We start from the raw sequence: 25,295 nt of genomic DNA, 5'->3' as shown, positions 1-25,295 counted from the left end.
CACCGCATTCGCGAGCAAGCCCGCTCCCACATTTGATCTTCATCAGGTGGGCTAAATCATTCGGCGCAAGGCCGCGCAATCCTGCGCATGCCAGTCCACCAACTCCGGCCACGGGTTCTCCGGCAAATTCACCAACACCGTGCGCGCCCCCGCCGCCCGGCCGCAATCCAGGTCAAAGCGGTAATCCCCCACCATCACCATCGCGCTCGGCGCAATATCCCAGGCCGCCGCCAGCTTCAGCAGGCCACCGGGGTCTGGCTTGGGCGGCGCATCCTCACGCCCCAGCACATCGCCGACGGCGAAGCAGTCCGCCAGGCCAATCGCTTCCAGCGTCACATGGGCCAACTCCCGCGCATTGCGGGTCAAAATGCCCAAGCGATAACCCCGCCCGGCCAGTTCGCGCACTAGCTCCACCGCACCTTCTGCCGCGATTGAACCCTGCGCCAACTCGCGCTCATGTTCCAGCAACCAGGCATGTTTGGCCGCCGCTGCATCAGCCGGCAACGCGGCGAGATGGGTGAGAATGTCGTCTTCGGGCGGAATCTCCAGCGCTACGCGAATCGCCGCAAAATCATGCACGGCCACAGTAAGGGTGCCGTCCATGTCGAACACCCAATGCTTGATGTCCGTGAGGCTCATGCCCAGTCCTTGCGATGGCGAATCAAACCTTCCTGGGTCACCGACGCCACCAATTGCCCGGCACGGTTGTACACGCTGCCCCGCGAGAACCCGCGGGAGTTGCCGGCCCACGGGCTGTCCATGGCGTAGAGCAGCCAGTCATCGGCGCGCAGGTCGGCATGGAACCACAGCGCGTGGTCGAGGCTGGCGACCTGCATGTCTTTCTGCCACACGGTTTTGCCGTGGGGCAGCAACGAGGTGGTCAGCAGACCAAAGTCCGAGGCGTAGGCCAGCAGGTATTTGTGCAGCGCGGGCGAGTCGGCCAACGCACCGTCGGCACGAAACCACACGTATTTGACCGGGTCGGACGGCTGCGGGTTGAACGGGTCTTTCTCGGTAACCGGGCGCACTTCAATCGGCTTGGGGCACAGCAATTTGTCGCGCATGTGCTCGGGGATCAGGTGCGCGCGCTGCTGGGTCAGCTCCAGCTCCGACGGCAGGTTTTCCGGGCCGACCACCACGGGCATGGTGGTCTGGTGCTCGAAGCCTTCTTCGTCGTACTGGAACGAGGCGCTGCAGGTGAAAATCGGGTGACCCTTCTGGATCGCGGTCACACGCCGCGTGCTGAAGCTGCCGCCGTCACGCACGCGGTCCACCGAATACACCACCGGCAACGCCGCATCGCCCGGGCGCAAAAAATAACCGTGCAAGGAATGCACATGCCGCGCTTCTTCTACGGTCTGGCTCGCCGCCGACAGCGATTGGCCGAGCACCTGGCCGCCGAACAACTGGCGAAAACCCAGGTCCTGGCTGCGGCCGCGAAAGAGGTTTTCCTCGATCGGCTCCAGGGTCAGCAAGTCCACCAGATCTTCCAATACTTGGCTCATAGAGCAACTCCTACAAACGATGGGGCATTCCGGGCTGCTTATCCGTGCAGCGTATCCAACCATTGGGCGCGGGTGATGCGGTACAACACATGATGGCGCAGCGGGTCATCGGCTGCGACCTTGGGGTGTTCAAAATCTGCCTGGGGATCGTAATGCATACCGATGGCCTGCATGACTTTTTGTGATGGCAGATTGGCTTCAGTGGTGAAGGCGAGAATTTCGTCCAGTTGCAGGCGATCAAAGCCGCAGCGCAATGCCGTCCACGCCGCCTCACTGGCGTAACCCAGGCCCCAATGTTCGCGGGCCAGGCGCCAGCCGATTTCCACTGCCGGGGTGAACCCAGCCTCGAAATTGACGTTTTGCAGCCCGGTCAGGCCGATGAACTCGCCGGTGTCCTTGCGCTGCAAGGCCCAAAAGCCAAAACCATATTCGGCAAAGTGCCCGCGAATGCGGCCGATCAGCGCCGCGCTTTCCAGGTGGCTCAGCCTGGCCGGGAAGTAACGCATTACCTGCGGGTCGGCGCACATGCGGGCAAATTCCGTCAGGTCGCTGTCGCGCCATTGGCGCAGCACCAGCCGTGCGCTTTCCAATTCCAGTATCGGCTCCATGGGTCCCCTCCCTTGCCATGTGCGTGAGTGTACAACGCGGGTAAGATGCGTCGCAGGTTCCCGTCAGAAAATCCCATGCCACTGCCCCTGATCTACCACGATGACTACAGCCCTGAGTTCCCGGCGGACCACCGCTTCCCCATGGACAAGTTTCGCCTGTTGCGCGACCACCTGGTGGCCAGCGGCCTGACCGACGACAGCCAATTGCTGCGCCCCGAGCTATGCCCGCCCCAGATTCTGGCCCTGGCCCATGACACCGGGTATATCGAACGCTACATGAGTGGCGAGTTGTCCCGCGAAGACCAACGGCGCCTCGGCCTGCCGTGGAACGAAGCCCTGGCGCGGCGTACGGTGCGCGCGGTCGGCGGTTCGATCCTCGCCGCCGAGCAGGCGCTGGAACACGGCCTGGCCTGCCACCTGGCGGGCGGTACCCACCACGCCCACTACGATTACCCAGCCGGCTTTTGCATCTTCAATGACCTGGCGGTGATCAGCCATTACCTGCTGGCCAGCGGGCGAGTCAACCGCGTGCTGATCTTCGACTGTGACGTGCATCAGGGCGACGGCACCGCGCGCATCCTCCATGACACGCCGGACGCCATCACCGTATCGCTGCACTGCGAAAAGAACTTCCCGGCGCGCAAGGCCCAGAGCGATTGGGACATCCCGCTGCCCATGGGCATGGGCGACGCCGACTACCTCAAGGTGGTGGACGATGCGCTCAACTACCTGCTGCCGCTCTACCAACCCGACCTGGTGCTCTACGACGCTGGCGTGGATGTGCACAAAGACGACGCCCTCGGTTACCTCAAGCTGGCCGACGCTGGCGTCGCCGCCCGCGATGAAAGCGTGATGCGCCACTGCCTGGGCCGCGACATTCCGGTGATGGGCGTGATCGGCGGCGGCTACAGCAAGGACCGCCCTGCCCTGGCCCGCCGCCACGGCATCCTGCACCACAGCGCGCAACGGGTATGGACGTCATCAGGCTGTCATTGAAGTGTGGGCGTTACCCACAATGCCTGTGGAACCACCTGTGGATAACTTGAGCGTAAGCGTCTGAAAGCGCGCAGGCACATGGCCTGCACGCAACTGTACGTTTTTTGACCAGATACTTGTCCACAGCCGTGAAACGTTGTGGAACATCGCACCTGTTCCAGATTTGAAACAAAACTGCCTCACGCCGCCGTCACCCTGAAAGCCTTCCCGCTTCCAGAGTATCCGGCGATGGCAACTTACAAGATCGGCACCGTGACACCCCCCGGCAATGACGACGCGTTGAAAAAGGTCGCATCCACCTTTGAAGCAGCCATGGCCCGCGCCGTGGCGGGCTTCAAGGACACCGCCAAACCCGGCAACTTCAAAGTGCTGGCGAGCGGCGTCACCGACAACACCAAAGACCAGAAGATCGCCGACGTCATGGCCACCGGCGACCAAGAAGCCATCAAACGCCTCAACGACCCGAACCTCGCCGACATCAGCAACACCGGCGTGCCCCTGGCCGACATCGCCAGCATTACCAAGATTTCCGACAACGTGCTGGACCTGAAAACCCGCGACGGCCAGGACATCATCATTATCAAACAGATGACGCCCTACCTCTTCGACGGCATGTCCAGCAAGGTCGACGCCGTGAACGCGCTCAATGCCAGCAAGGCCGATGGCTACCGCATCGCCCAGGCCGGTGACACCGCGCCGGGCCTGGGTGACTACAGCGCCATCGGCCCTGTGGATGAAATCGGCCCGGGCCTTATCCGCTACGAAACCGTTTCGGGCGACAAAGTCGTGGTCAGCCGCGAAGTGAACCCCGACCTGTACAACCAGGTGGCAGGCGACGGCCAGACCTGGGGCCTGATAAACGACAGCAAAAACGCTGGCTACACCCTCGCCGACGCCAGCGAAACCGGGAGTGTCAGCCTGGTCGGCACGCCGGAAGAACTCGGCCACGGCCTGATCCGTTACGAAACGGCGTCCGGCGACAAGGTGATCGTGTCCCAAGCCATCAGCCCTGACCTGTATGCCTCAGTGGTCAAGGAATCCAACGGCATTTTCAACGTCGGCGGCGCAGTCGACACCAACTGGATCGACAATTCCCAATACGCCAACCCCAAGGATTGGGACAAGATCGTCGGCAACACCAGCGGCACACCGACCCAGGAAGAGCGCGACCTCGACCGCCCGCGCGCAGCCGCGAAAATGCTCAGCGACAACTGGGACAAATGGGGTATGCACGACCGCCCGATTGACTTCGCCAACCCGCCCGCCGACCTGCCGCCCGAAGCCCAGGCCTGCCTCAAATACCTGGCCGGCAGCCCGAGCCTGATGAACGCCCTCGACAGCGGCGGCCTCGGCGGCAGCGACGGGGTGATTACCCACAGCAACGTCGACAGTTTCGTCAGCCAGTCGAACAAGGACCTGTCAGCCGCTTCCAAGTCCTACAGCACCTTTCTCAGCAAAAACCCGGGCGCCACCGACTTGGCCAAGGCAAACGCCAAGTCTGCCGCGCTGGTCATGGCCAATATTTCGCTGGTCAGCAGTGCAGGCCCTGCGATGGAAGGCCCGAACCAGCGCGCCAACAATGGCAGCCTGACCACCGACAACCTCAATGCCATCAAGAACGACAGCGGCCTGAGCCCGGAACTGACCGGCGCTGCGGGTTATTGGTCCACCCCCGGCATGATGCGCACCCTCGACATGGCCGGCGACCTGCCCGCCACCGCGACCGCCGACGGCATCACCCAGCAGAAAAACCTCGGCGCGTGGCTGGAGAACCAGGCGCCGACCGACGACCATGGCGTGCTGATGATGCTCAGCAACGCCTCGATCCGCAGCTCCGTGGCCGACGTCGACACCTCGAAGCTGACCCAGGACGTGCTGCAAAACCCGCAAAACTACGACGGTAAAACCAAGACCGCCGTGATGCTGGAACTCAGCGACGCCCGTGCGCGCCTGGCCTCCAGCGACAAAGTGGGCGACGGTGACCTGTATGCCGGGATCACCGCCGACAGCGAATACCACCTCAACCCGACCAAATCCAAGGTCGCCGACCAATTGGACGCAGCCGTCAATCAGCTGGCCTCCGACCCTGACGTCAAAACTTTCATGGCGCAGAACCAGGCCGGCGGCATGAAAGACATCGTCAACAGCGACCCGGCGATCAAAACCGAGATGCAGCATTACCAGGACAGCCAGATCAACAGCGGCAATGTGATCAACACCGCGCTGGCGACCAAAGACAGCAATGGCAACCCGGTGTCACTCGTCGACGGCCTGAGCCTGGCGGGTACCGACGCCACCCTGACCGACATGGCACTGGGCGGCAACGGCAGCGTAGACCTGGAGGCGATTGCCGACAAATCCGGCAAGTCGGCCGACATCCAACAATACTTCCAGGACCACATCGTCAGCGGCCAAGACCTGCAAAACGGCCTCGCCGCGCCAAATGCCGACCCGATGACCGTGATCGGCCAATACGCGGCCAACGCTTCGCTGCTCAAGGAATTCCTCGGCGACAAAGTATCGGCGCAGGACTCGTCCACCGTGCAGCAATACGTCAACCAGGCGGTGTCCGACAGCCTGGTCAACGGCGCCAATGACGACGTGTTGAAAAACGCATTCGGCGACGCCAATGGCAACTTCGACGAGGCCAAAACCACCGCCATCCTCAACCAGGCCATGGCCGATAACCCGGACATGTTCAAAGACTCCACCGGCGCGCAGATCAAGCCGCAGGACGTGATTTCGCTGATCCGCTCGATGTGGGACGTCAACCGCCAGACCCAGAAGATCAGCGACGTGTTGCCCAAAGCCGTAGACGGCCTGAACCTCAACGCCAGCGACGCCTACAAACAAGGCCTGCTGCACATCGGCAGCGCCCTGCTCGCCGGTGGTGTACTGGCGGCGCGCTCGGCCACCGGCGGCAACAGCCCGGCCGATAACGCCGGGCGTGTGGCGGCAGGCATGCAGTTCGCCGGGTTGATCACCGAAGGCGGTACCAAATACGCCAAGGAAGCCGGCTACGGCATGGCCTGGAAACCCACGCCGATTGACCCCACCAAGCCACAAGGCATTGGCGACTTCCCGACGGGGAAAATGGTGCAGAACACCGACGGCCTCAACAAACTCGGCAACCTGGGCAAAATCGTCGGCGGCGCCGGCAGCTTTATCGGCGGCGTGTTCGGCCTGATCAGCGGGGTCAACAGCGCCTTCGCCGGTGACAAGCTCAACGCCGGTTTCTCCCTCACCAGCGGCGCCCTCGGTACCGGCGCGGCGGTGGCCTCGATCATCGAAGGTGGCGCCGGGTTGTTTGGCGTGGCGGACGCGGCAGCCATCGCCGGCACCTTCGCCGGGGTGCTGGGCTGGGCGGCGGCGGGCGTGGGCATCATCACCTCGTTCGTGTTCCCGATCATCGAAGTGGTCAAGCGCGAGAAACAACAGGATGCGTTCTTCGGTGCCCTGGTGCCGGTGCTTGACCAATACGGCCTGACGGGCGGCCCGATCACCGACGCCGACCGCTCGGATGAGTACCCGCTCAACACCGGCACCGGCTTTGCCTGACCCCACCTCTTTGTGGCGAGCAGGCTTGCCCTGCGTTGGGCTGCGCAGCAGCCCCAATCAGGACGCCGCGGCTCTTCAGTTTGAGCCGAGGTGTCTGGTTTTGGGGCCGCTTCGCAGCCCAACGCAGGGCAAGCCTGCTCGCCACGAAGAGCTTGCTCGCCATAGCAAGCTCGTTCCTACCCCCACAAATGCGCGGCATCTCTTACAATGGGCACCCTTTGCTTTTGACCAGGCCTGCCGATGTCCACCACCTCCTCCCACGTCGCCATTATCGGCGGCGGCCCTGCCGGGCTGATGGCCGCTGAAGTCTTGAGCCAGGCGGGCGTTCGGGTAGACCTGTATGACGGCATGCCATCAGTGGGGCGCAAATTCCTGCTGGCGGGCGTGGGCGGCATGAACATCACCCACTCCGAAGACTACCCGGCGTTTTTGTCGCGCTATGCAGAGCGCGCACCGCACATGGCGCCGCTGTTGCGGGCATTTGGCGCCGAAGCGTTGTGTGAATGGATTCATGGGCTGGGCATCGAGACCTTTGTCGGCACCTCCGGCCGGGTATTTCCTACCGACATGAAAGCCGCACCGCTGCTGCGCGCCTGGCTCAAACGCCTGCGCGATCAAGGCGTGGTTATCCACACCCGGCATCGCTGGACCGGCTGGAATGCCGACGGCGACTTACTTATCCACAGCCCGGACGGTGAGAAAACGGTCCACAGCGACGCGGTACTGCTCGCGCTTGGCGGCGGCAGTTGGTCGCGCCTGGGTTCCGACGGTGCCTGGCTCAAGCTGCTTGAAGACAAAGGCGTGCCTTACACCCCGCTGCAACCGAGCAACTGTGGTTTCGAGGTGTCAGCCTGGACTGAATTGATGGTCAGCAAATTCGCCGGCGCACCATTGAAAAACGTCGCCATTGGCCTGGGCGATGACAAGCCCCGGCTCGGCGAATGCGTGGTCACCGCCAGCGGGATTGAAGGCAGCCTGATCTACGCGCTGTCGGCGCCGATTCGCGAAGCGATCAACCGTGATGGCGCGGCGACGGTGCATCTCGACCTGCTGCCGAGCAAACCGCTGCACAAGGTGCAAGCCGCCTTGGCCAAACCACGTGGCTCGCGGTCGATGAGCAAGCATTTGCACAGTCAGTTGGGGTTGGAGGGGGTGAAGGCCGCGTTGTTGCGCGAGTTGGCACCGGCTGAACACTTCAATGACCCGGCGCAACTGGCGGTGGCTATCAAGGCGTTGCCGCTGACACTGGTAAAAACCCGCCCGATGGACGAAGCCATCAGCACCGCCGGCGGCGTGCCGTTCGAGGCGCTGGATGAGCGTTTGATGCTCAAGCAACTGCCGGGGGTGTTTTGTGCGGGGGAGATGCTGGATTGGGAAGCGCCGACGGGCGGGTACTTGCTGACGGGGTGTTTTGCCAGTGGGCGGGCGGCTGGGCGGGGCCTGTTGGAATGGCTTAAGCGCTGAGACCGCCATCGCGGGCAAGCCCGCTCCCACATTTGACTGCATTCCAATGTTGGAACTCGATCAAATGTGGGAGCTGGCTTGCCTGCGATGAGGCCCTCAGCCACCCCGCAAAATCACTTCTTCTTACGCGGCCCGGTATTAAACACCGGCACCTTGCGCACCGGCTTGATCGAAGGCTCCGCCGGCGCCACTTCCCCACTGTCCACCCACTTGCCAAGGTTGCGCTTGCCGCCGCCACCACCTGATGCTTTGGGCTTCTTCGGTTTCTTCGGTTTCTTCACCACCTGCCCGCTGGCATCAGTCTCGGGCACGCGATGTTCCGGCTCGAAGTCCTGCTCCATCTGGCGGGTCAAGGTCTGGCGGGTCAGCATCTCGATAGCCGAGAGCATGTTCACTTCGTCGGCACACACCAGGGAAATCGCCTCACCGGTGTTGCCCGCACGACCCGTACGGCCGATACGGTGGATGTAATCCTCAGCCACAATCGGCAGGTCAAAGTTGACCACCAGCGGCAGGTCTTCGATATCCAGGCCACGGGCCGCTACATCGGTGGCCACCAGAATCTGCACATCACTGGACTTGAAACGGTCCAGCGCACGTTGGCGGGTCGCCTGCGGCTTGTCGCCATGGATGCCGTCGGCATTGATGCCCAGGCCCTGCAGCTTGTCCACCAGCGCATCCACGCCGTTACGGGTTTTGGCGAACACCAGCACCTGCTTCCAGCGGCCTTTGCGCATCAGGTGCACAAACAGCTCGGGCTTGCGCTTCTTGTCCACCGGCACCACCCATTGCTTCACGGTGTTGGCGGCGACGTTGCGCGGGCTCACTTCAATGCTCAGCGGGTCGTTGAGCATCTGCCCGGCGAGCAGGCGGATGTCATCGGAGAAGGTCGCGGAGAACAGCAACGTCTGGCGCTTTTTCGGCAGCATGCGGTAGATGTTCGCCAGCTCTTCGGAGAAGCCCAGGTCGAGCATGCGGTCGGCTTCGTCAAGCACCAGGGTTTGCAGCTGATTGAGCTTCAGCGCGTTCTGGCGGAACAGGTCGATCAGCCGGCCCGGCGTGGCGACCAGAATGTCGACACCCTTGCGCAGCTTCATCATCTGCGGGTTGATGCTCACACCGCCGTACACCGCGTAGGTGGTCAGCGGCAGGTGTTGCGCGTATTCGGCGACGCTGGCGTGAACCTGCTCGGCCAGCTCGCGGGTCGGGCACAGGATCAGCGCGCGCGCCGAGTTGGCGGCGACTTTCGGCCCTTCCATGGTCAGCAGTTGCAGCAGTGGCAGGGCGAAACCGGCGGTCTTGCCGGTGCCGGTCTGGGCTGCGGCCATCAGGTCGCGACCGGCCAGCACCGCCGGAATGGCTTGCGCCTGCACCGGCGTCGGGGTCTGGTAGCCAAGCGTCTCAAGGGCGCGCAGCAAGGGTTCGATCAGGCCAAGGGAGGCGAAAGTCATGTGTTTACCGTAGGAAAAATTCAGCGCAAAGCCGCAATGCGCCGCAGTTTACCTTATTTCCGGCTTCGGCTTGCGCCACTGGGGCAAGCCGATCAACACCACGGCGCTGATGATCACTAGCATCGCCAGTGCTTCTTCCTTGCCGATGGTTTCGCCGACGAAGACGATCCCCAGCAACACCGCCACCGCCGGGTTCACATAGGCATAGCTGGTCGCCGCTGCCGGGCGCACGTGCTTGAGCAAGTACATATAGGCATTAAAGGCGATGATCGAACCGAACACGGCCAGGTAAGCCAGGGCCAGCCAGCCTTCAATCGGCGGAATGGCATGCAGGCGTTCGCCGGTCAGGGCGCTACCCACCAGCAGCAACACACCGGCGACGATCATCTCCGCCGCACTGGCCATGGCGCCCGCCGGCAACGGCAAGTGCTTGCTCCACACCGAACCAAAGGCCCAGGACGCGGCGGCAAACAGCAGCAGCATCGCACCGGTCGGGCTCGATTGCAGGTTGGAACCCATATTGAGCATGGCAATGCCGATAATCCCCAGCACCACCCCGGCCCACTCCAGGCGCGTATTACGCGCGCCCCAGAAATATCCGCACAGCAACGTAAACAACGGCACCGTCGCCACCGCCAGCGCGGCTACGCCGGAGGCCACGCCAGTGTGCTCGGCCACCGTCACCGCGCCATTGCCGAAGGTCAGCAGCAACACGCCAATCTTGGCCGCCGCCTTCCACTGCACCCAGGTCGGCGCAGGCGCCCCGCGCCAGCGCAAAAAGCCATACATCGCCAAGCCGGCCACCAAAAAGCGAATCCCGCCGAGCATCAACGGCGGCCAATACTCCACGCCAATGCGGATCACCAGGTAGGTGGAACCCCAAATCACATACAACGCAAAAAAGGCAGCGATCAACGGTAAGGGGAAGCGACGTGGGCCAGGCATTGGGCAGCTCTGCGGCAGGAGACGGGAGGCTTATTCTAGAAAGGCCGCCCGGTAAACATAAGTTACAAAACCTGTTTAAAGCGCCCATACACTTTTCAAAGCATGGTTATGAAGGCTATAAACCGTGCTTTCGAAAGCCCTGCGCAATTGGAGCCTTATCATGGACAAATACGACCGAATGCTCCTCAGCGCCCTGCTCGAAGACGGCCGCGCCTCCTACGCGCAACTCGCCCGCACGGTCAACCTCTCCGCCCCCGCCGTGGCCGAACGCGTGGCCAAACTGGAAGCCAGCGGCGTCATCACCGGGTACCAGGCCAAGGTGGACCTGGCCAAAGTGGGCTTGCCGATTCAGTGTGTGATTGAGTTGCGGCTGACCAACCATGGCAGCCAGAAGGTGTATGACGCCTTGGGTGAAATCCCGGAACTGACCGAGTGCCACCGGGTGACGGGGGACCCGTGCGTGATCATGCAGGCGGCGGTGGGGTCGATGCCGGAGCTGGAGAACCTGATCAACCGGATTGCGCAGTTCGGGTTCAGCAAGACCTCGATTATTTTGTCGAGCGCGATAGAACGGCGGGTGCCGTTGGGCCAGTTGGAGGTGAAAAATGGTGGGTAAGCACAGCCAGGTCATCAGCCTCAGCCACCCGATCACACCGCACATCCCTCTGTGGCCGGGGGACCCACCGGTAACATTCGAAGACGTCGCCTCACTGGAAAAGGACGGTTATTTCCTGCGCCGCTTCAGCCTCGGCGAGCACAGCGCGACCCATATGAATGCGCCGAACAGTTTTTATTCGGACGGGATCAGCATTGACGGCTACAACCCGCAGGACCTTGTACGGTCTGCCGTGGTGATTGATGTACGCAGTCGAACCCAGAGCAATTCGGATTATGAAATCAGCCCGCAGGATATTGAAGACTGGGAATGCCAGCACGGCATGATCGAAGCAGGCTCGGTGGTTTTGATGTACACCGGCTGGCAACACCGGTGGCATGACCCCGCTGCGTTTTTCAGCCAGGACGCACAAGGCTCGCACTTTCCGGGAATAGGTGAAGCGGCAATTGGTTTTTTGCTCACCCAGCGCCAGATCGCCGGGGTGGGCATCGACACCCACGGGGTTGATCCGGGGCAAAGCAACACATTCGCGACGAACCACGCGGTGCTGGCCGGGAATGGCATTGTGTTGGAGTGCTTGACCAACCTCGACCTTTTACCGGCGAAGGGCTCAACGCTGGTGATTGGCGTATTGGCGCTGGAAGGCGGATCGGGTTCACCGGCTTCAGTGATGGCTTTTATTCCCTGACTGCATCGCCACGCCAACTGACGCCATCGCGGGCAAGCCCGGCTCCCACAGATGACCGAGTCGCCAGGCCTAGATGCAATTTACTGTGGGAGACTCTAGGGCGAATGGGCTGTTCTGGTGAGCGGGCTTGCCCCGCGCTGGGCTGCGTAGCGGCCCCAATCAGGGCGCCGCGTTCTTTCAGTTAGAACCGGGTGTCAGGTTTTGGGGCCGCTTCGCAGCCCAACGCGGGTGTAAGCCCGCTCACCACAATTAGTGCTCTGCCCACATGAGATCTTCGCGGGGCTCAAAACCCGCGATGTTTTTTCAGGTGCTCATTGATCTTCGCGGCTGGCACTTTCTGCAGGGTGCACAACAGGTCGTGGGACAGTTCGCGCAAACCGTGGGTGCCGCGCAGTTCATTGGCCAAATGCGCTGTGAGGTTCGCCGCCATCTCCGCATCCGCCATCGCCCGGTGAGCCTTGCCGGTGTGGGGCAATTGGGCGAAGGCATTCAGGGTGCCGAGTTTGTGGTTGGGCGCCGATGGCATCAGGCGGCGCGCCAGCAGTAGGGAGCAGGCGAATTTTTGCAGGCGGGTGCGGCGGATCAGGCCCAGTTCGAAGTCCCAGAACTTCTGGTCGAACGCGGCGTTGTGGGCCAGCAGCGGCGTGGTGCCGACGAATTCATTGACCTCATTCATCACCCGCTCGGCCGGGGGCGCACTGCGCAACATGGCGTTGCTGATGCCGGTGAGTTGTTCGATAAAGCCCGGCACGCGCACGCCTGCGTTCATCAGGCTCTGGTAGCGGTCCACGATCTGGCCGCGTTCGAGGATGACCACCGCGATTTCCGTGGCCCGGCAGTGGCTGCTCGGGGTAATGCCGGTGGTTTCAAAGTCGATGACTGCTATACGTTCCAAACCTGTTCCAACTCCGTCCAACTGTTTATTTAAGCAGCAGCGCGCCTTCGATCGGCACGTAGCGGCTGGCGGCGCGTATCAGCGAGTTGGCCGTCAGCCCCGGCACGCCGTAGGCCACGGCTTGCACGCCGTGCTTTTGGATGATGCGTTCGAGCAGCATGTCGAAATCACCGTCGCCGGAGGCCAGCACCACTTCGTCGACGTGGTCGGCGGCGTCCATGATGTCCAGGGTAATGCCCACGTCCCAGTCGCCTTTGGCCGAGCCGTCGGCACGCTGGATGTAGGGTTTGAGTTTTACCGTGAAGCCCAGGTTGCGCAGGATCTGCTGGAATTGCTGCTGCTTGCTGTCGCCACGGTCGATGGCATAGGCATACGCCTCGACGATCTGCCCGCGCGCGCTGATGTCAGCCCACAGGGCGGCGTAGTTGAAGTGGCAGCCATACGCCTGGCGCACGGTGTAATAGAGGTTTTGTACATCGGCGAACACCGCAATTTTCTTCACCGCACTTCCTCATGACAGCCAGGCGCCAGCGCCCGGAAAGGTTGCCAGTATGCCAGCCATGGGAAAGTTTCAGCGAAAAATCAGCCCGGGGCGACAAAGCGCACCGGGCTTTGGGGGTGTCAGACGAAGGAGTCGTCGTCGCCGAACGAGGAGGAGTCGTCGGAATAATCATTGTCGGCGAAGCTGTCCGAGGAGCTGTCGTTGCCCCAACTGTCATTACCGCCGGCAAAACGTTGGTCATCGTTGCCCCAACCGCCTTGGTCGCTGGCGGGCGCTGGTTCTTCGCGGATGATTTCTTCAACGACTTGCGGCTGTTGCGAGTTGTGGTTGAACAGGCTGCTGATGCCTTCGGCCAGCATCACACCACCGGCCACGCCGGCGGCGGTTTTCAGCGCACCACCGAGGAAACCGCTGCCGATTGGCGCGGCGGGTGCCTGCTGTGGCTGTTGGTAATTCTGCTGCGGAGCACCGTAGTTTTGCTGCGGTGCTGGCTGGCCAAACTGAGGCCGCGCCGGTTCACGCCAGCCGCCAGAGGACGGTGGAGCACTTTGGGCAGGCTGCGAATCGCGGTTGCTACCGCCACCAAAGATGCTCGACAGGAAGCCACCGCTGCTCGGCGCCGGTTGCGCGGCCTGAGCCTTGGCTTGTTGCAGTTCATCCTGCAATTGCTGGATCTGCTGCGCCTGCTGTTTGTTCTGCGCGTCGAGGCTCTTGATCGCGTGTTCCTGCACCAAAATCGACTGGGTCATGTAGTACCCGGCAGCCGGTTGGCGTGTCAGGTGCTCCTTGATCCGCGCTTCGGCCAGGGCGTCGCGGGGGGCTGAGTCCGTTTCGGCTTGTTGCAACCGTGAAAACAGTCCATCGATCAGGGTTTGCTCTTCGCTGTTCATGGCGACCTCGTTAGATTGCCGGTAGAAATCATGGGCCCGCCTGTGTTCAGGAGGGCTACGTGCTAGTTATGGGGCTGTTACCAGACGTTTCAATGGCCTTTACGCAAGGTTTACGTTTGCTCACCTTTCTTCATGATCGGTTAAAGTGTCGTCCTTGCTTTTCGGCCTGTGATGAACCTGATGAATCCGTTAGATGTGCTGCGCGACTCCTTTCGTTTTACCCGAGGCAACCTGGGCGCCATCGTCCAGTTGTGCTTGCCACTGGTGATCCTCGAAGCCCTGCTGCAACAGGTGCTCGACCACACGCTGGGCCCGGATGCCTTCCCCGGTTACAGCGTGGTGGTCGGCCTGTTGGTGTACCCGCTGTACACCGGCGCGTTGATTCTGTTTCTGGATGCGCGCACCCGTGGCGAATCGCCGAACACCAAGGACCTATGGGCGATGGCCCTGACCCTGTGGCCGCGTTTCGCCCTGCTGACGGCCCTGAGCACACTGCTGATTCTGCTTGGCCTGTCGCTGTATTTCCTGCCGGGCCTGTGGCTGATGGTGGTGCTGGCGTTTGCCGAGTACCTGCTGGTGCTGCGCGGCATGCCGGCGCTGGAGGCGATGAAGGAGAGTTTCCGCCTGACTCGCGGGCATTTCTGGCGAATCCTGGTGTGCCTGCTGTGCGTGATGACGCCGTTGTGGCTGCTCAAAGGCGCCAGCGTCGCAGCCTACCCAAACCCGGCGCCGTTGCTGGGTGTGCTGATCGACAGCGCCCACAGCTTCCTGCAACTGTTCACCAGCGTGGTCTTGTTCCGTTTATTCATGCTGATCGGTGGCGATGCCGACGCGCGGTGATATGCTCCGTGGCACCTCCAAAACGCTATAAGCCGAGCCGATGACCCGTTTATTGCGCATAACCGTGTTGAGCCTGTTGATTCTTGCAGGCGTGCTCACGGCCTTGATCTACAGCCTGACCTGGCGCCCTGACGACAAGCAGATCCTGCCCGTGAGCTGCGTCGCGCCGCGTGCGCCGACCCTGCTGCCGGGGCAGGCGCTCAAGGTCATGACCTGGAACGTGCAATACCTGGCCGGCAAGAACTACGTATTCTGGTACGACACCACCGACGGCAGCGGCCCCGACGACCTGCCGACCGTGGAAGACATGGCTTTCAGCCTCGACGAAGTGGCGCGGGTGATTCGCGACGAACAGCCCGACATCCTGCTGTTGCAGGAGCTCGACGAAGGCGCCAAAGCGTCCCACTACCAGGACCAGGTCGCGCTGCTTCAGGAACGTCTGGTCGACCTCTACCCGTGCAGCGCTCAGGCGTTCGACTGGAAAGCCGACTTTGTGCCCAACCTGCATATCTTCGGCAGCGTCGGCCGCAAGCTCGTGACCCTGAGCCGCTACCAGGTCGAACACGCAGAACGCTTGCAACTGCCGGTGTCCCCGGCGAATTTCATCAGCCGTCAGTTCCAACCCAAACCCGCCTTGCTGCTGACCTACCTGCCTTTGAGTGACGGCGGCCAACTGGCGGTGCTCAACACGCGCCTGGATGGCGACGTACCTGGGCGCACCGCCGTGCAGGAACAGGTGAAAGCCACGGTAAAGTTGCTGGATAAATTCGAAGGCCGCGGCACGCCGTGGCTGATTGGCGGGGATTTCAACCTGCTGCCGCTGGGGCAATTCCTGCGGCTGGATGCCGGCAAACGCGGGCAGTATTCGCCCGACAGCGAGCTGCATTTACTGTGGGATAAATACCCGATGATCCCGAGTAACAGTGAAGCCAGCGGGATTGACCGGGCGAAATGGCTGACGCACTTCCCGAATGACCCGCGCGTGGAGGGGCCGGATCGTACATTGGATTACCTGTTTTACAGCCCTAGGATCAAGCGGGTGGAGGCCAAGGTGCGCCAGGAAGATACGTTGCGCATTTCCAACCACCTGCCGGTGATTGCACGGTTCCTGCTGCCCGCCGCGCAATAACAAACACCAAAGAAACCCTGTGGGAGCGGGCTTGCTCGCGAATTCGGTGCATCAGTCACACATTCATCAACTGACAGACTGCATTCGCGAGCAAGCCCGCTCCCACATTTGATCTCCACAGGCCTTACTTACGGGGTTTGATCCGGGCGGTTGCTTCGGCAACTAAAGGATCATCCGGCCAGTAATGCTTCGGGTACCTTCCCTTCAAATCCTTCTTCACCTCGGCATACGTGCTGCGCCAGAAGTTCGCTAAATCCTGCGTCACCTGCACCGGCCTGCGCGCCGGGGACAGCAGGTGCAACTTGACCACTTGGCGACCACCGGCAATGCGCGGCGTGTCTGCCAGCCCGAACAATTCTTGCAAGCGCACCGCCAGAATCGGCGGCTGTTCGCTGTAATCCAGGCGCACCGAGGAACCCGAAGGCACTTTCACATGCTGCGGCGCCAACTCGTCAAGGCGCTGGGGCAGCGGCCATGGCAGCAGGTTGTGCAGGAAACTGGAGATATCCAGGCTGGAAAAATGGCTGAGCCGCGAGACTTTGCCCAGGTACGGCATCAACCAGTGTTCAAGGCTGGCGAGCAAGGCGCTGTCGCTGAGGTCGGGCCATTCGCTGGTTTTACCGGCGTCCAGTTGGCGCAGCAGCATGACGCGGGCTTGCCATTGGCGCAGCTCGGGCGTCCACGGCAGCAGCTCCAGGCCTTTGCGGCGCACCAGGTTGACCAGCGCCTGGCTGCGCGCGGCTTCATCGAGGCCGGTCAGGGGCTCGCGGCTGAGCACCAGTTCGCCGACCTTGCGCTGGCGTTCGGCGCGCAATACGCCTTCGCGCTCGTCCCAGTCCAACTGGTCGACGTTGCGCACTTGCTCGGCGAGCACCGTGTCAAACAGCACCGGATCAAAATCCGCTGCGAGGTAGATGCGTTCTTCGCGCTGGCCCTGGCGGCTGCCAAGGTCGGCGATCACCAGCCAGGCTTGTTTCATCAGGCTGTCGGCCTCGGCAAACAGCGCCGCGCGACCATTGGCCAGGCGGTATTCGGCGCCACCGGGGCGGCGTTGCTGGGCGACGCGGTCCGGGTAGGCCAGCACCAGCAAGGCGCCTAGCCAGCGCGGGTGGTCGGGGTCGGCCACCGGCTGCGTCGCGTTGCCTCTTAAATAGCCGCGATATTGCCGGACCAGCTGCCTGGCGCGCTGCACGCCGCCTTGGGTGCCGCGTGCGCGCTCTTCGCCACTGAGCAAAGCCAGCCGGCTGTGCAGGTCCGCACCGCCACCGCGCAAGATATCGCGCTCGCCCAACAAGGCCGCGACATCACAGGCCGTCGCCGCCAGCCCCAAATCCTGTCCGCGCAACAGCAAATGGGCGATACGCGGGTGAGCCGGCAACTCGGCCATCTTCTGGCCGTGGGCGGTCAGCTTGTCTTCATTCAAGGCGCCGAGGCGCACCAGCAAATCCTGGGCCTGGGCGTACGCGGCAGTCGGAGGCACATCCAGCCAGACTAACTGCGTTGGCGTGACGCCCCAGCGCGACAGCTGCAAGGCCAGGCCCGCGAGGTCGGCCGCGAGAATCTCCGCACTGCTGTAGGCGGCCAGGCCCTCGTGCTGGTCCTCGGACCACAGGCGATAACACACGCCCGGCTCCAGGCGCCCTGCCCGCCCGGCACGCTGGGTGGCGCTGGCGCGGGAAATCCGCTGAGTGTCGAGGCGGGTCATACCGCTGCCGGGGTCGAAACGCGGCACCCGCGCCAGCCCGGCGTCGATCACCACGCGTACGCCGTTGATGGTCAGGCTGGTCTCGGCAATGTTGGTGGCCAGTACCACTTTGCGTTTGCCGGCGGGGGCCGGGTCGATGGCGGCGCGCTGAGCGTTGAGGTCCAACTCGCCGTGCAGCGGGCACAGCAGCACATCCGGACGATCACCCAGGGCATCGGCCAATTGCTGGTTAACCCGGCGAATCTCGGCCTGCCCCGGCAGAAACACCAGAATGCTGCCGGTCTCGTCGTGCACGGCTTCGAGGATGGTCTGCACCACACGCGGCTCGATAAATTCACCGGCTTGATACGGCCTGCCCCAGCGCATCTGCACCGGGAACATGCGCCCTTCACTGCGCAGGATCGGCGCGTCGTTCAACAATCCAGACAGGCGTTCGCCTTCGAGGGTGGCCGACATCAGCAGGATTTTCAGCGGCTGCTCGTCACGAAACAGGTCGCGACCATTGAGGCTCAGGGCCAGTGCGAGGTCGGCGTCGAGGCTGCGTTCGTGGAATTCGTCGAAGATCAGCAAGCCCACGCCGTCCAGCGCCGGGTCATCTTGCAAGCGGCGGGTGAGGATGCCTTCGGTGACCACTTCAATGCGGGTGTTGGGGCCGACTTTGCTGTCGAGGCGAATGCGGTAGCCGACGGTTTCGCCGACCTTTTCCCCCAGCTCGCTGGCCAGCCGTTCGGCCGCGGCACGTGCGGCAAGGCGACGGGGTTCGAGCATCAGGATGGTTTGCCCCGCCAGCCACGCCTCGTTCAACAGCGCGAGGGGCACGCGGGTGGTTTTACCGGCGCCGGGCGGCGCTTCCAGCACGGCTTCATGGCGATTCGCCAAGGCGTCACGCAGGGCGGGTAAAACATCATCAATCGGCAACGAATTCATACTGGCTCCAAAGCAGAGCGGCGAGTATAACGGCGAACGGCTGGATGCCGGTGGTGGTCTCACAGGCAACCCCCAATTGACTTGGCAACACCGTCAAATGTGGGAGCGGGCTTGCTCGCGAATGCGGTGCATCAGTCACATATTCATCAACTGACAGACTGCATTCGCGAGCAAGCCCGCTCCCACATTGGATCTTCGTCGCTTATAGTTTCGTATTAATTGTGTTCAGGAGAGTCCTCATGCGTATCGCTTCCCGCATCATCGGCGGTGTCCTCGCCGTCACCTTGCTGAGCCAATTGACGGCCTGCGGTTCGATTTTCTACCCCGACCGCCGTGGCCAGATCGACGGCAAGATCGACCCGACCATCGCCGTGCTCGACGCCGTGGGCCTGCTGTTCTATGTGATCCCGGGCCTGATCGCGTTCGGCGTGGACTTCGCCACCGGCGCCATCTACTTTGAACCGGGCAAGACCGCCCAAGTCGCCCCGGAGAAACTCCACGAAGCCATCGGCGCTGACGGCAAGGTCGACAACGCCAAGCTGCAAACCATCATCCAGAAAGAAACCGGCCGCACCTTGCCGCTGGACGACCCGCGCATGATTCAGTTCAAGGGCAGCGTGCAACAACTTGCGTCTTTGGGCCTGCAACCCGCCGCTTAAGGACCGCCCATGACCAGCAGTCCCGAACACGCCAGGCTTTTGCGCCTGGCCACCCGCGCCTCGGTGGGTGTGGCGTGCGTGCTGATTATCACCAAGGCCATCGCATGGTGGCTCAGTGGCTCGGTGAGCATGCTTGCCGGCCTGACCGACTCGCTGCTCGACGGCGTGACCTCGCTGTTGAACCTGCTGGCGGTGCATTACGCGCTGCGCCCGGCCGATGACGACCACCGTTATGGGCATGGCAAAGCCGAGTCACTGTCGGGCATGGCCCAGGCGCTGTTTATTGCGGGCAGTGCGGTGTTGATCGCGTTTCAGGCCTATCAGCGTTTGCAGCACCCGGAGCCCGTGGGCGCGCCGTGGCTGAGCATCGGCGTGATTGTGTTTTCGCTGGTGCTTACAGTCGCGCTGTTGATGCTGCAACACCGGGTGATCCGGGAAACCGGCTCCAACGCGGTGCGCGCGGACTCGTTGCACTACCGTTCGGACTTGATGCTCAACGGCAGCATTCTGGTGGCGTTGGTGTTGGCAGGTTTTGGCTACAACCAGGTGGACGCCTGGTTCGGCCTGGGCATCGCCGCCTACATTTTGTGGAGCGCAATCCAGATCGCCCGGGAAAGCTTTGCGGTGCTGATGGACGAGGAGCTGCCGCCGGATGTCAGCCAGCACATGCTGGAACTGGCGCGCGGGGTGCCCGGGGTGTTGGGTGCACATGATTTGCGCACACGGATTTCCGGCAGCCACTGGTTTGTGCAGCTGCACCTGGAATTGCCAGGGGAGTTGACGCTGTCAGTCGCCCACGGCATCAGCGATCAGGCCGCCGATGCCATTCACCAAGCCTACCCGCGCGCCGAAGTGCTGGTGCACGCCGACCCGCGGGAAGTGGTCACGGGCAACAAAACCTAATACTGCACCTGATAACCGCGACTGCTCAGGCAGTTGCCCTGGGCCTGACGGTAAGTTTGCACCACCGCAGGGTCCGGGGCGTAGGTGACGGTGCGGGGGTCGAAACCACTTTGCTGCACTGCCCAGCGATAACAGTCGTAGCCGTCTTGCTGCACCTGGGCCGGTGACTGGCCGTTGGCGGGATAGGCGACCACGTCATAGCCATTGCTCTGCGGCGCGGGTGCTGACGCCTCCGCCGGCGGTTGCACCACCACGTACTGCTGGGAGGTGCTTTCGTAGGTGTAATAGGCGCCGGCTGCGACGAAGAACAGCGCGCTGCCCACCCACACTTCCCGCGCGTAGTCCGGCAGGTATTGCACGCGGATGCCGTACGGCGGCGTCACGACGACGTAGCGCGGGCCTTGCGGGCGATACCAGTAGCCGCCGGAGAAGAAGTAATCCTGGCCACGGTAGGGCACGCGGTAATTGCGGTCGGGAAAACGGTCGACGATATACCCGGGGCGATGCTGCGGGCCGGGGCCCCAGCCATTGCCATGCCCATCGGGGCGGCCTGGCCAGCGCGTGTCATTGGGGTGGCCATTATTGAAACCGCCACCCGGGCGCGGGCCTGGGCCGTTGCCGGCTTGCCAATGCGGGTTGTCGTCGTTGCGGCGCGGGATGTCGCGGTAATAACCCTGGCGTGGTTCCTGGGTCTGGCGAACCGTGTCCGGGCGGCCCTGGATCGGCAGGTTATTCGCCGGCTGCTGCGGCGCAGGCCGGGGCTGCCCGTCGCCCTGAGGGCGACCTTGCCACTGCCCATGGCCCTGCTGCTCGGCACGCTCGAAATGTTGATTCTGCGGGCGCGGCTGGTTATTTTGCGGGCGCGGCTGCTCGTTACCTTGCCGCCCGCCTTCAGGCCCACGATCACGCTGACCACCACCTTCAGAACGCGGGTCGTCGGCCATCACTTGCGTGCCGACGCTGATCATCAGCAAACCTACACCGGCCATACGCCAGATGCGCTTCATGCTATTCCTCACTGCGGGTTTGGGCCTGGAATGTCCGGCCTCACAGTATGAGACTGGAAAAGCCTCACCCGGTTCTGAGACAGGTTATCAGTCACGAGAACAATTTTCTGAAGGCAAAGAAAAAGGGGCGACCCGTCGGCCACCCCTTGAGAATTTCGTCCGTGCTCAACGCTTTTGACGTTGGCTCACCTCACGCAGTCTTGTGGACAGTGTGCAGCCTGGAGGCCGGCTCAACCCTGCTGGGGCGGCGGCCGCAGCCGGCCTGATTGGGCGAGCTGCAGTGGACTGTTTGTCCAGGCGGTGATTCTGTTAATAAAGATACCCGCCAGCGCCCGACAGATGATTGCGAAGATTGCGTCAATAAACAGTGCTTGCGCAATTTTTAACCCTTCATGGATAATTCACCGCAATAGTTACGACAAAGGCCAACCCAATGAGCAAGCTTGACCGATACGACCTGAGTATTTTGGCGGAATTGCAGCGCGACGCGAGGATCTCCAACCAGGAGTTGGCCGAGCGCATCGGCCTGTCGCCGTCGCCCTGCTCGCGCCGGGTCAAGCAGTTGGAAGACGACGGCTACATTGCGCGCCAGGTCGCGCTGCTCGACCGCAAGATGCTTGGCTTGAGCCTGACGGCCTACGTGCTGATCGGCATGGACCGCCACACCCCCGAGCGTTTCGAGAACTTCGAAGCCGCCATCCGCACCCTGCCCCAAGTGCTCGAATGCAGCCTGGTGACCGGGATGGACGCTGACTATCAGCTCAAAGTGGTGGTGCCGGACATGGACCACTACCAGAAACTGCTGCTGGGGCACCTGACCCGCATCGAAGGCGTGACCAGTGTGCGCTCCAGCTTTGTGCTGAACCAGGTATTGAATAGCACCGAGTTGCCGTTGACCCACCTGCGCACCTGACCAAACGCACAAGCGCGCACGTCGGCGAGGTGTTGATGCAGGGCTACGTATGCCCGCCCACCTGCAAAATGGTCACCGTACGGGTAGCCGTATCCACCAGGAAGGTCGCGCGCTCGGAACCGGACAGGCGAATTTGGTACTGGTCCGAGGTGCCTAACCTTTTGTAATCGGCGCTGCCGAGCATTTGCGCCGCGTCCCTTGGGTGGATACCCAAGTTATGAATCGCATTCTGGAAGGTATCGAAGTTGTTCTGTGCCGCGCGGGGAAGATGGGCGGTAAACGACGCGGTGACTTTATTCAGGTGCCACATTGGGTTGTGCTCCTATGGCGTGCCTTGCATCCAACGAACATTGAAGTTGACGCGATGGGCCGACTCAATAGCGTTCAACGCTGCGCACGGCACTGTTTTAATGACTTCAATAAAACAGGGCCACAGGCTTTTTTATTCCACGGCTTTCACACTTTTGCTGCAGCGCCGTGTGCGACTGACCGACGCAGGTCAATTCCAGGTCGCTGCCACTGCCTTATACTCACCGTCTCCTGCGCCGGAAAAGCCCTTATGAATTCCATCGACCCCGCCCTGTTTGAAGAATGGATGATGACCGGCCTCGTCACCATCCTGATCATTTTCATGGGTTTTATCGTCTGGGACCTGGCGAAGAAATCCAAAGCCGGGCGCTTTGGCTCCTTCATCCTGTTTTTCGTGCTGGGGCTGGGCGTGGCCGCGTTCATCATCAAAAGCGTGGTGATCGGCCTGATCGAGTCCGGCGCTTTATAAGCGCGCCGGCACTTCCTTCCATTGGCCTTGATCCAGGCCGTCGATTGACCACTCGCCAATTCGCACGCGCACCAGGCGCAGGGTCGGCAACCCCACTGCTGCCGTCATGCGCCGCACCTGGCGGTTACGCCCTTCACGAATCACCAATTCCAGCCAGTGCGTGGGCACGCTTTTGCGAAAGCGCACCGGCGGGTTGCGTGGCCATAGCGCAGGCTCATCCAGTTGCCGCGCTTGCGCGGGCAAGGTCTTGCCGTCGTTCAGCTCCACACCGTCACGCAAGCGTTGCAGCTGTTCTTCGGTCGGCTCGCCTTCCACTTGCACCCAATAGGTCTTCGCCAGCTTGTGCTTGGGGTCGGCAATGCGCGCCTGCAATTGGCCGTCGTTGGTCAGCAGCAACAGGCCTTCGCTGTCACGGTCCAGGCGGCCCGCCGGGTAGATGCCGGGGATGTCGATAAAATCCTTGAGGGTCGCGCGACCGCCTTCGTCGCTGAACTGGGTCAACACGTCGAAGGGTTTATTGAACAGGACGAGCTTCGGCTCGGCCGGCGGTGCCTTGGCGACACGACGGGCGGAGGACTGCGCAGGTTTCACGCCGGGGCGGCGGGAATCGGGACGGGTGGGACGGGACATGGCAAAGGAACATCTAACGGTCAGGACCGACAATGCTAGTGGCCTGACCGCTAAATGACCATCCCAACCGCTTAGCGGAACGGCGGCTCGTCGAAGCTGCGCAGTTTGCGCGAGTGCAGCGAGTTGAGCTCGGTGCGCAACAAATCCACCGCCTCGATCCCGATCTTCAAGTGCTGGCTCACCGCACGCTCATAGAACGCGTTGGCCGAGCCGGGCAGCTTGATTTCGCTGTGCAGCGGTTTGTCCGACACGCACAGCAGCGTGCCGTACGGTACGCGCAAGCGATAACCCTGGGCGGCAATGGTGCCGCTTTCCATGTCCACGGCCACGGCGCGGGACAGGTTGATCAGCGGTCGTTCCTGGGCCCAACGCAGTTCCCAGTTGCGGTCGTCGTAGGTCAACACGGTGCCGGTGCGCAGGCGCTTTTTCAGCTCTTCGCCTTTCTCGCCGGTGACGTTGGCCGCGGCCTGCTGCAAGGCCATCTGCACTTCGGCCAGCGCCGGGATCGGGATGTTTGGGGGCACTACGCGGTCAAGAATCCCGTCGCGGCGCATGTAGGCGTGGGCCAGTACGTAATCGCCAATGGTCTGGGATTGGCGCAGGCCGCCGCAGTGGCCAATCATCAACCAGCAATGCGGGCGCAGCACGGCCAGGTGGTCGGTGATGTTCTTGGCGTTGGACGGGCCGACGCCGATGTTCACCAACGTCACGCCGTGGCCGTCAGCCGCCTGCAGGTGATAGGCCGGCATCTGATAGCGGTGCCAAACCACGCCTGCGGCGATGGCCGACGCTTCGCCGTGGTCCATGCTCTTGTCGATCACCACGTTGCCCGGCAGCACCATGCGGATAAAACGCGGGTCGCTGCGCAGTTGCTCCAGGCCATGCAGGATGAACTGGTCGACGTAGCGGTGGTAGTTGGTCAGCAGGATCCACGGTTGCACATGACGCCAGTCGCTGCCGGTGTAGTGCACCAGGCGGCGCAGGGAAAAGTCCACGCGGGCCGCATCGAACAGCGCCAGCGGCAGCGGGTCGGTGTTTTCCCAATCATAAAGGCCGTCGGCGATGCCATCGGTCGCGGCTGACAAGTCAGTGCTGGGAAATACGCGGGCCAGGGTCGCAGCGGTCACGCCGGACCCGGCCAGTTCGTCGCCCTGCTCCACCACGTACGGGTAAGGAATGTTCTGCTGGCTGACGCCCACTTCCACCGTCACGGTGAAGTCGTGCATCAGCGGCACCAGTTGCTCCAGCAAATATTTACGGAAGGCGGCGGGATGGGTGACGGTGACGCTGTAGGTCCCCGGCAACTGAACTTTGGCATACGCCCGGGTGGTCTGTGGAACTTCGCCGTGGCAGTGGTAAGTCAGGCGCAGTTCCGGGTAGCGAAACAGCGCACGTTGTTCGGCGTCGGGTTCGACGCGGTCCTTGAGGTATTGCTTGAGGGCTTGGTTAAGTGCGCCGGTGGCACGCTCATGCAGAGCCGCCAGCCGATCCACGGCTTCTTCGGCGGTTTTGACGACAACAAAAGCTTCGGTCACGGTAAGCATCCTGTGTTCTGACGTGCAGGCCTTTATCTTGCCTGTATCCCTGTCAGACGCAAACTTTGAATTGGAGTGCCCACTCAAGTTAACTGCAATTGCTGTGGGAGCTGGCTTGCCTGCGATGGCGGTCGTTCAGTCAGCAATGATG

24 protein-coding genes are annotated in these 25,295 nt (G+C 62.4%); 11 read left to right on the top strand and 13 right to left on the bottom strand.

The window, feature by feature from the left end:
• Positions 1-51 precede the first annotated feature (51 nt).
• Genes AB4P94_RS10400 through AB4P94_RS10390 form a run of 3 tightly spaced genes read right to left on the bottom strand, consistent with a single transcriptional unit; the run spans position 52 to position 2,113 of the window.
• The gene (locus AB4P94_RS10400; protein ID WP_395610444.1) at positions 52-639 is read right to left on the bottom strand and encodes an HAD family hydrolase; all 588 of its coding nucleotides are present in this window, start codon (positions 637-639) and stop codon (positions 52-54) included.
• Positions 636-1,505 (bottom strand): acyl-CoA thioesterase II, encoded by an 870-nt coding sequence (gene tesB / locus AB4P94_RS10395; RefSeq protein WP_395610443.1) that lies wholly within the window; start codon positions 1,503-1,505, stop codon positions 636-638. The genes AB4P94_RS10400 and tesB overlap by 4 nt, the downstream gene beginning before the upstream one ends.
• Positions 1,506-1,543: 38 nt before the next feature.
• Positions 1,544-2,113, bottom strand: a complete 570-nt coding sequence (locus AB4P94_RS10390; protein ID WP_395610442.1) for a GNAT family N-acetyltransferase — start codon at positions 2,111-2,113, stop codon at positions 1,544-1,546.
• Between the two features lie 75 nt (positions 2,114-2,188).
• Here AB4P94_RS10390 and AB4P94_RS10385 point away from each other — a divergent pair, with 75 nt between their 5' ends.
• From AB4P94_RS10385 to AB4P94_RS10375, 3 genes are all read left to right on the top strand, one after another.
• On the top strand, positions 2,189-3,109 hold the full coding sequence (locus AB4P94_RS10385; protein WP_395610441.1) for a histone deacetylase: 921 nt from the start codon (positions 2,189-2,191) through the stop codon (positions 3,107-3,109).
• Positions 3,110-3,337: 228 nt separating this feature from the next.
• Positions 3,338-6,667: a type III effector HrpK domain-containing protein gene (locus tag AB4P94_RS10380; protein ID WP_395610440.1), complete on the top strand. Its 3,330-nt coding sequence runs from the start codon at positions 3,338-3,340 to the stop codon at positions 6,665-6,667.
• A 240-nt stretch (positions 6,668-6,907) separates the two neighbouring features.
• Positions 6,908-8,131: a TIGR03862 family flavoprotein gene (locus AB4P94_RS10375; RefSeq protein ID WP_395610439.1), complete on the top strand. Its 1,224-nt coding sequence runs from the start codon at positions 6,908-6,910 to the stop codon at positions 8,129-8,131.
• Between the two features lie 113 nt (positions 8,132-8,244).
• On the opposite strand, the gene AB4P94_RS10370 is transcribed toward AB4P94_RS10375, so the two are convergent.
• Together AB4P94_RS10370 and yedA are read right to left on the bottom strand one after the other, a co-directional pair.
• Positions 8,245-9,582, bottom strand: a complete 1,338-nt coding sequence (locus AB4P94_RS10370; RefSeq protein ID WP_395610438.1) for a DEAD/DEAH box helicase — start codon at positions 9,580-9,582, stop codon at positions 8,245-8,247.
• 48 nt (positions 9,583-9,630) lie between these two features.
• Positions 9,631-10,527, bottom strand: coding sequence for a drug/metabolite exporter YedA (gene yedA, locus AB4P94_RS10365; RefSeq protein WP_395610437.1), 897 nt, complete (start codon positions 10,525-10,527; stop codon positions 9,631-9,633).
• A gap of 160 nt (positions 10,528-10,687) precedes the next feature.
• On the opposite strand from yedA, the gene AB4P94_RS10360 reads away from it, so the two are divergent.
• Together AB4P94_RS10360 and AB4P94_RS10355 are read left to right on the top strand one after the other, a co-directional pair.
• Positions 10,688-11,143 (top strand): Lrp/AsnC family transcriptional regulator, encoded by a 456-nt coding sequence (locus AB4P94_RS10360; RefSeq protein WP_395610436.1) that lies wholly within the window; start codon positions 10,688-10,690, stop codon positions 11,141-11,143.
• Entirely contained in the window at positions 11,133-11,831 is a 699-nt protein-coding gene (locus AB4P94_RS10355; protein WP_395610435.1) for a cyclase family protein, read from the top strand. Before AB4P94_RS10360 ends, AB4P94_RS10355 begins: the two co-directional genes overlap by 11 nt.
• 283 nt (positions 11,832-12,114) lie before the next feature.
• On the opposite strand, the gene AB4P94_RS10350 is transcribed toward AB4P94_RS10355, so the two are convergent.
• The 3 genes from AB4P94_RS10350 to AB4P94_RS10340 all read right to left on the bottom strand — a co-directional run bounded on the left by AB4P94_RS10350 (position 12,115) and on the right by AB4P94_RS10340 (position 14,118).
• Positions 12,115-12,726 carry a PolC-type DNA polymerase III gene (locus AB4P94_RS10350; RefSeq protein WP_395610434.1) on the bottom strand — a complete coding sequence of 204 codons (612 nt, stop codon included), beginning with the start codon at positions 12,724-12,726 and terminating at the stop codon, positions 12,115-12,117.
• Between the two features lie 25 nt (positions 12,727-12,751).
• Positions 12,752-13,228 (bottom strand): NYN domain-containing protein, encoded by a 477-nt coding sequence (locus AB4P94_RS10345; protein WP_395610433.1) that lies wholly within the window; start codon positions 13,226-13,228, stop codon positions 12,752-12,754.
• A 119-nt stretch (positions 13,229-13,347) separates the two neighbouring features.
• Positions 13,348-14,118, bottom strand: a complete 771-nt coding sequence (locus AB4P94_RS10340; RefSeq protein ID WP_395610432.1) for a DUF2076 domain-containing protein — start codon at positions 14,116-14,118, stop codon at positions 13,348-13,350.
• Between the two features lie 180 nt (positions 14,119-14,298).
• Here AB4P94_RS10340 and AB4P94_RS10335 point away from each other — a divergent pair, with 180 nt between their 5' ends.
• Positions 14,299-14,958 carry a YciC family protein gene (locus AB4P94_RS10335; RefSeq protein WP_395610431.1) on the top strand — a complete coding sequence of 220 codons (660 nt, stop codon included), beginning with the start codon at positions 14,299-14,301 and terminating at the stop codon, positions 14,956-14,958.
• A 40-nt stretch (positions 14,959-14,998) separates the two neighbouring features.
• A complete protein-coding gene (locus AB4P94_RS10330; protein WP_395610430.1) occupies positions 14,999-16,087 on the top strand; it encodes an endonuclease/exonuclease/phosphatase family protein in 1,089 nt (362 codons plus the stop codon).
• Positions 16,088-16,211: 124 nt separating this feature from the next.
• Here AB4P94_RS10330 and hrpB read toward each other — a convergent pair whose 3' ends face one another.
• Positions 16,212-18,719, bottom strand: coding sequence for an ATP-dependent helicase HrpB (gene hrpB / locus AB4P94_RS10325; RefSeq protein WP_395610429.1), 2,508 nt, complete (start codon positions 18,717-18,719; stop codon positions 16,212-16,214).
• A gap of 239 nt (positions 18,720-18,958) precedes the next feature.
• On the opposite strand from hrpB, the gene AB4P94_RS10320 reads away from it, so the two are divergent.
• Entirely contained in the window at positions 18,959-19,378 is a 420-nt protein-coding gene (locus AB4P94_RS10320) for a polyribonucleotide nucleotidyltransferase (RefSeq protein ID WP_395610428.1), read from the top strand.
• A 9-nt stretch (positions 19,379-19,387) separates the two neighbouring features.
• Positions 19,388-20,281 (top strand): cation diffusion facilitator family transporter, encoded by an 894-nt coding sequence (locus tag AB4P94_RS10315; RefSeq protein WP_395610427.1) that lies wholly within the window; start codon positions 19,388-19,390, stop codon positions 20,279-20,281.
• Here the strand turns inward: AB4P94_RS10315 and AB4P94_RS10310 are convergent.
• Positions 20,278-21,288, bottom strand: coding sequence for a DUF6515 family protein (locus tag AB4P94_RS10310; RefSeq protein WP_395610426.1), 1,011 nt, complete (start codon positions 21,286-21,288; stop codon positions 20,278-20,280). The genes AB4P94_RS10315 and AB4P94_RS10310 overlap by 4 nt on opposite strands.
• Positions 21,289-21,721: 433 nt before the next feature.
• Here AB4P94_RS10310 and AB4P94_RS10305 point away from each other — a divergent pair, with 433 nt between their 5' ends.
• The gene (locus AB4P94_RS10305) at positions 21,722-22,201 is read left to right on the top strand and encodes an Lrp/AsnC family transcriptional regulator (RefSeq protein WP_003194418.1); all 480 of its coding nucleotides are present in this window, start codon (positions 21,722-21,724) and stop codon (positions 22,199-22,201) included.
• A gap of 43 nt (positions 22,202-22,244) precedes the next feature.
• Here the strand turns inward: AB4P94_RS10305 and AB4P94_RS10300 are convergent, their stop codons facing one another.
• On the bottom strand, positions 22,245-22,511 hold the full coding sequence (locus tag AB4P94_RS10300) for a hypothetical protein (RefSeq protein ID WP_078739244.1): 267 nt from the start codon (positions 22,509-22,511) through the stop codon (positions 22,245-22,247).
• A gap of 258 nt (positions 22,512-22,769) precedes the next feature.
• On the opposite strand from AB4P94_RS10300, the gene AB4P94_RS10295 reads away from it, so the two are divergent.
• On the top strand, positions 22,770-22,979 hold the full coding sequence (locus AB4P94_RS10295; RefSeq protein ID WP_025999909.1) for a DUF2788 domain-containing protein: 210 nt from the start codon (positions 22,770-22,772) through the stop codon (positions 22,977-22,979).
• On the opposite strand, the gene AB4P94_RS10290 is transcribed toward AB4P94_RS10295, so the two are convergent.
• Positions 22,974-23,609, bottom strand: a complete 636-nt coding sequence (locus AB4P94_RS10290; protein ID WP_395610425.1) for a pseudouridine synthase — start codon at positions 23,607-23,609, stop codon at positions 22,974-22,976. The genes AB4P94_RS10295 and AB4P94_RS10290 overlap by 6 nt on opposite strands.
• Positions 23,610-23,680: 71 nt before the next feature.
• Positions 23,681-25,153: an AMP nucleosidase gene (amn, locus tag AB4P94_RS10285; RefSeq protein ID WP_395610424.1), complete on the bottom strand. Its 1,473-nt coding sequence runs from the start codon at positions 25,151-25,153 to the stop codon at positions 23,681-23,683.
• Between the last annotated feature and the right edge of the window lie 142 nt (positions 25,154-25,295).

It is taken from the genome of Pseudomonas sp. B22129, from assembly GCF_044218875.1.
Taxonomy (GTDB): domain Bacteria; phylum Pseudomonadota; class Gammaproteobacteria; order Pseudomonadales; family Pseudomonadaceae; genus Aquipseudomonas.
This window is presented reverse-complemented; position numbering and strand designations above follow the sequence as displayed.

Bases quoted from the DNA above. Each gene is read 5' to 3' on its own strand.
- yedA (WP_395610437.1), bottom strand. From the start codon at position 10,527: ATGCCTGGCCCACGTCGCTTCCCCTTACCGTTGATCGCTGCCTTTTTT.
- AB4P94_RS10375 (WP_395610439.1), top strand. From the start codon at position 6,908: ATGTCCACCACCTCCTCCCACGTCGCCATTATCGGCGGCGGCCCTGCC.
- AB4P94_RS10320 (WP_395610428.1), top strand. From the start codon at position 18,959: ATGCGTATCGCTTCCCGCATCATCGGCGGTGTCCTCGCCGTCACCTTG.
- AB4P94_RS10310 (WP_395610426.1), bottom strand. From the start codon at position 21,288: ATGAAGCGCATCTGGCGTATGGCCGGTGTAGGTTTGCTGATGATCAGC.
- AB4P94_RS10360 (WP_395610436.1), top strand. From the start codon at position 10,688: ATGGACAAATACGACCGAATGCTCCTCAGCGCCCTGCTCGAAGACGGC.
- AB4P94_RS10340 (WP_395610432.1), bottom strand. From the start codon at position 14,118: ATGAACAGCGAAGAGCAAACCCTGATCGATGGACTGTTTTCACGGTTG.
- AB4P94_RS10300 (WP_078739244.1), bottom strand. From the start codon at position 22,511: ATGTGGCACCTGAATAAAGTCACCGCGTCGTTTACCGCCCATCTTCCC.
- AB4P94_RS10400 (WP_395610444.1), bottom strand. From the start codon at position 639: ATGAGCCTCACGGACATCAAGCATTGGGTGTTCGACATGGACGGCACC.
- AB4P94_RS10330 (WP_395610430.1), top strand. From the start codon at position 14,999: ATGACCCGTTTATTGCGCATAACCGTGTTGAGCCTGTTGATTCTTGCA.
- AB4P94_RS10355 (WP_395610435.1), top strand. From the start codon at position 11,133: ATGGTGGGTAAGCACAGCCAGGTCATCAGCCTCAGCCACCCGATCACA.
- AB4P94_RS10305 (WP_003194418.1), top strand. From the start codon at position 21,722: ATGAGCAAGCTTGACCGATACGACCTGAGTATTTTGGCGGAATTGCAG.
- hrpB (WP_395610429.1), bottom strand. From the start codon at position 18,719: ATGAATTCGTTGCCGATTGATGATGTTTTACCCGCCCTGCGTGACGCC.
- tesB (WP_395610443.1), bottom strand. From the start codon at position 1,505: ATGAGCCAAGTATTGGAAGATCTGGTGGACTTGCTGACCCTGGAGCCG.
- AB4P94_RS10315 (WP_395610427.1), top strand. From the start codon at position 19,388: ATGACCAGCAGTCCCGAACACGCCAGGCTTTTGCGCCTGGCCACCCGC.
- AB4P94_RS10380 (WP_395610440.1), top strand. From the start codon at position 3,338: ATGGCAACTTACAAGATCGGCACCGTGACACCCCCCGGCAATGACGAC.
- AB4P94_RS10370 (WP_395610438.1), bottom strand. From the start codon at position 9,582: ATGACTTTCGCCTCCCTTGGCCTGATCGAACCCTTGCTGCGCGCCCTT.
- AB4P94_RS10385 (WP_395610441.1), top strand. From the start codon at position 2,189: ATGCCACTGCCCCTGATCTACCACGATGACTACAGCCCTGAGTTCCCG.
- AB4P94_RS10390 (WP_395610442.1), bottom strand. From the start codon at position 2,113: ATGGAGCCGATACTGGAATTGGAAAGCGCACGGCTGGTGCTGCGCCAA.
- amn (WP_395610424.1), bottom strand. From the start codon at position 25,153: ATGCTTACCGTGACCGAAGCTTTTGTTGTCGTCAAAACCGCCGAAGAA.
- AB4P94_RS10335 (WP_395610431.1), top strand. From the start codon at position 14,299: ATGAATCCGTTAGATGTGCTGCGCGACTCCTTTCGTTTTACCCGAGGC.
- AB4P94_RS10290 (WP_395610425.1), bottom strand. From the start codon at position 23,609: ATGTCCCGTCCCACCCGTCCCGATTCCCGCCGCCCCGGCGTGAAACCT.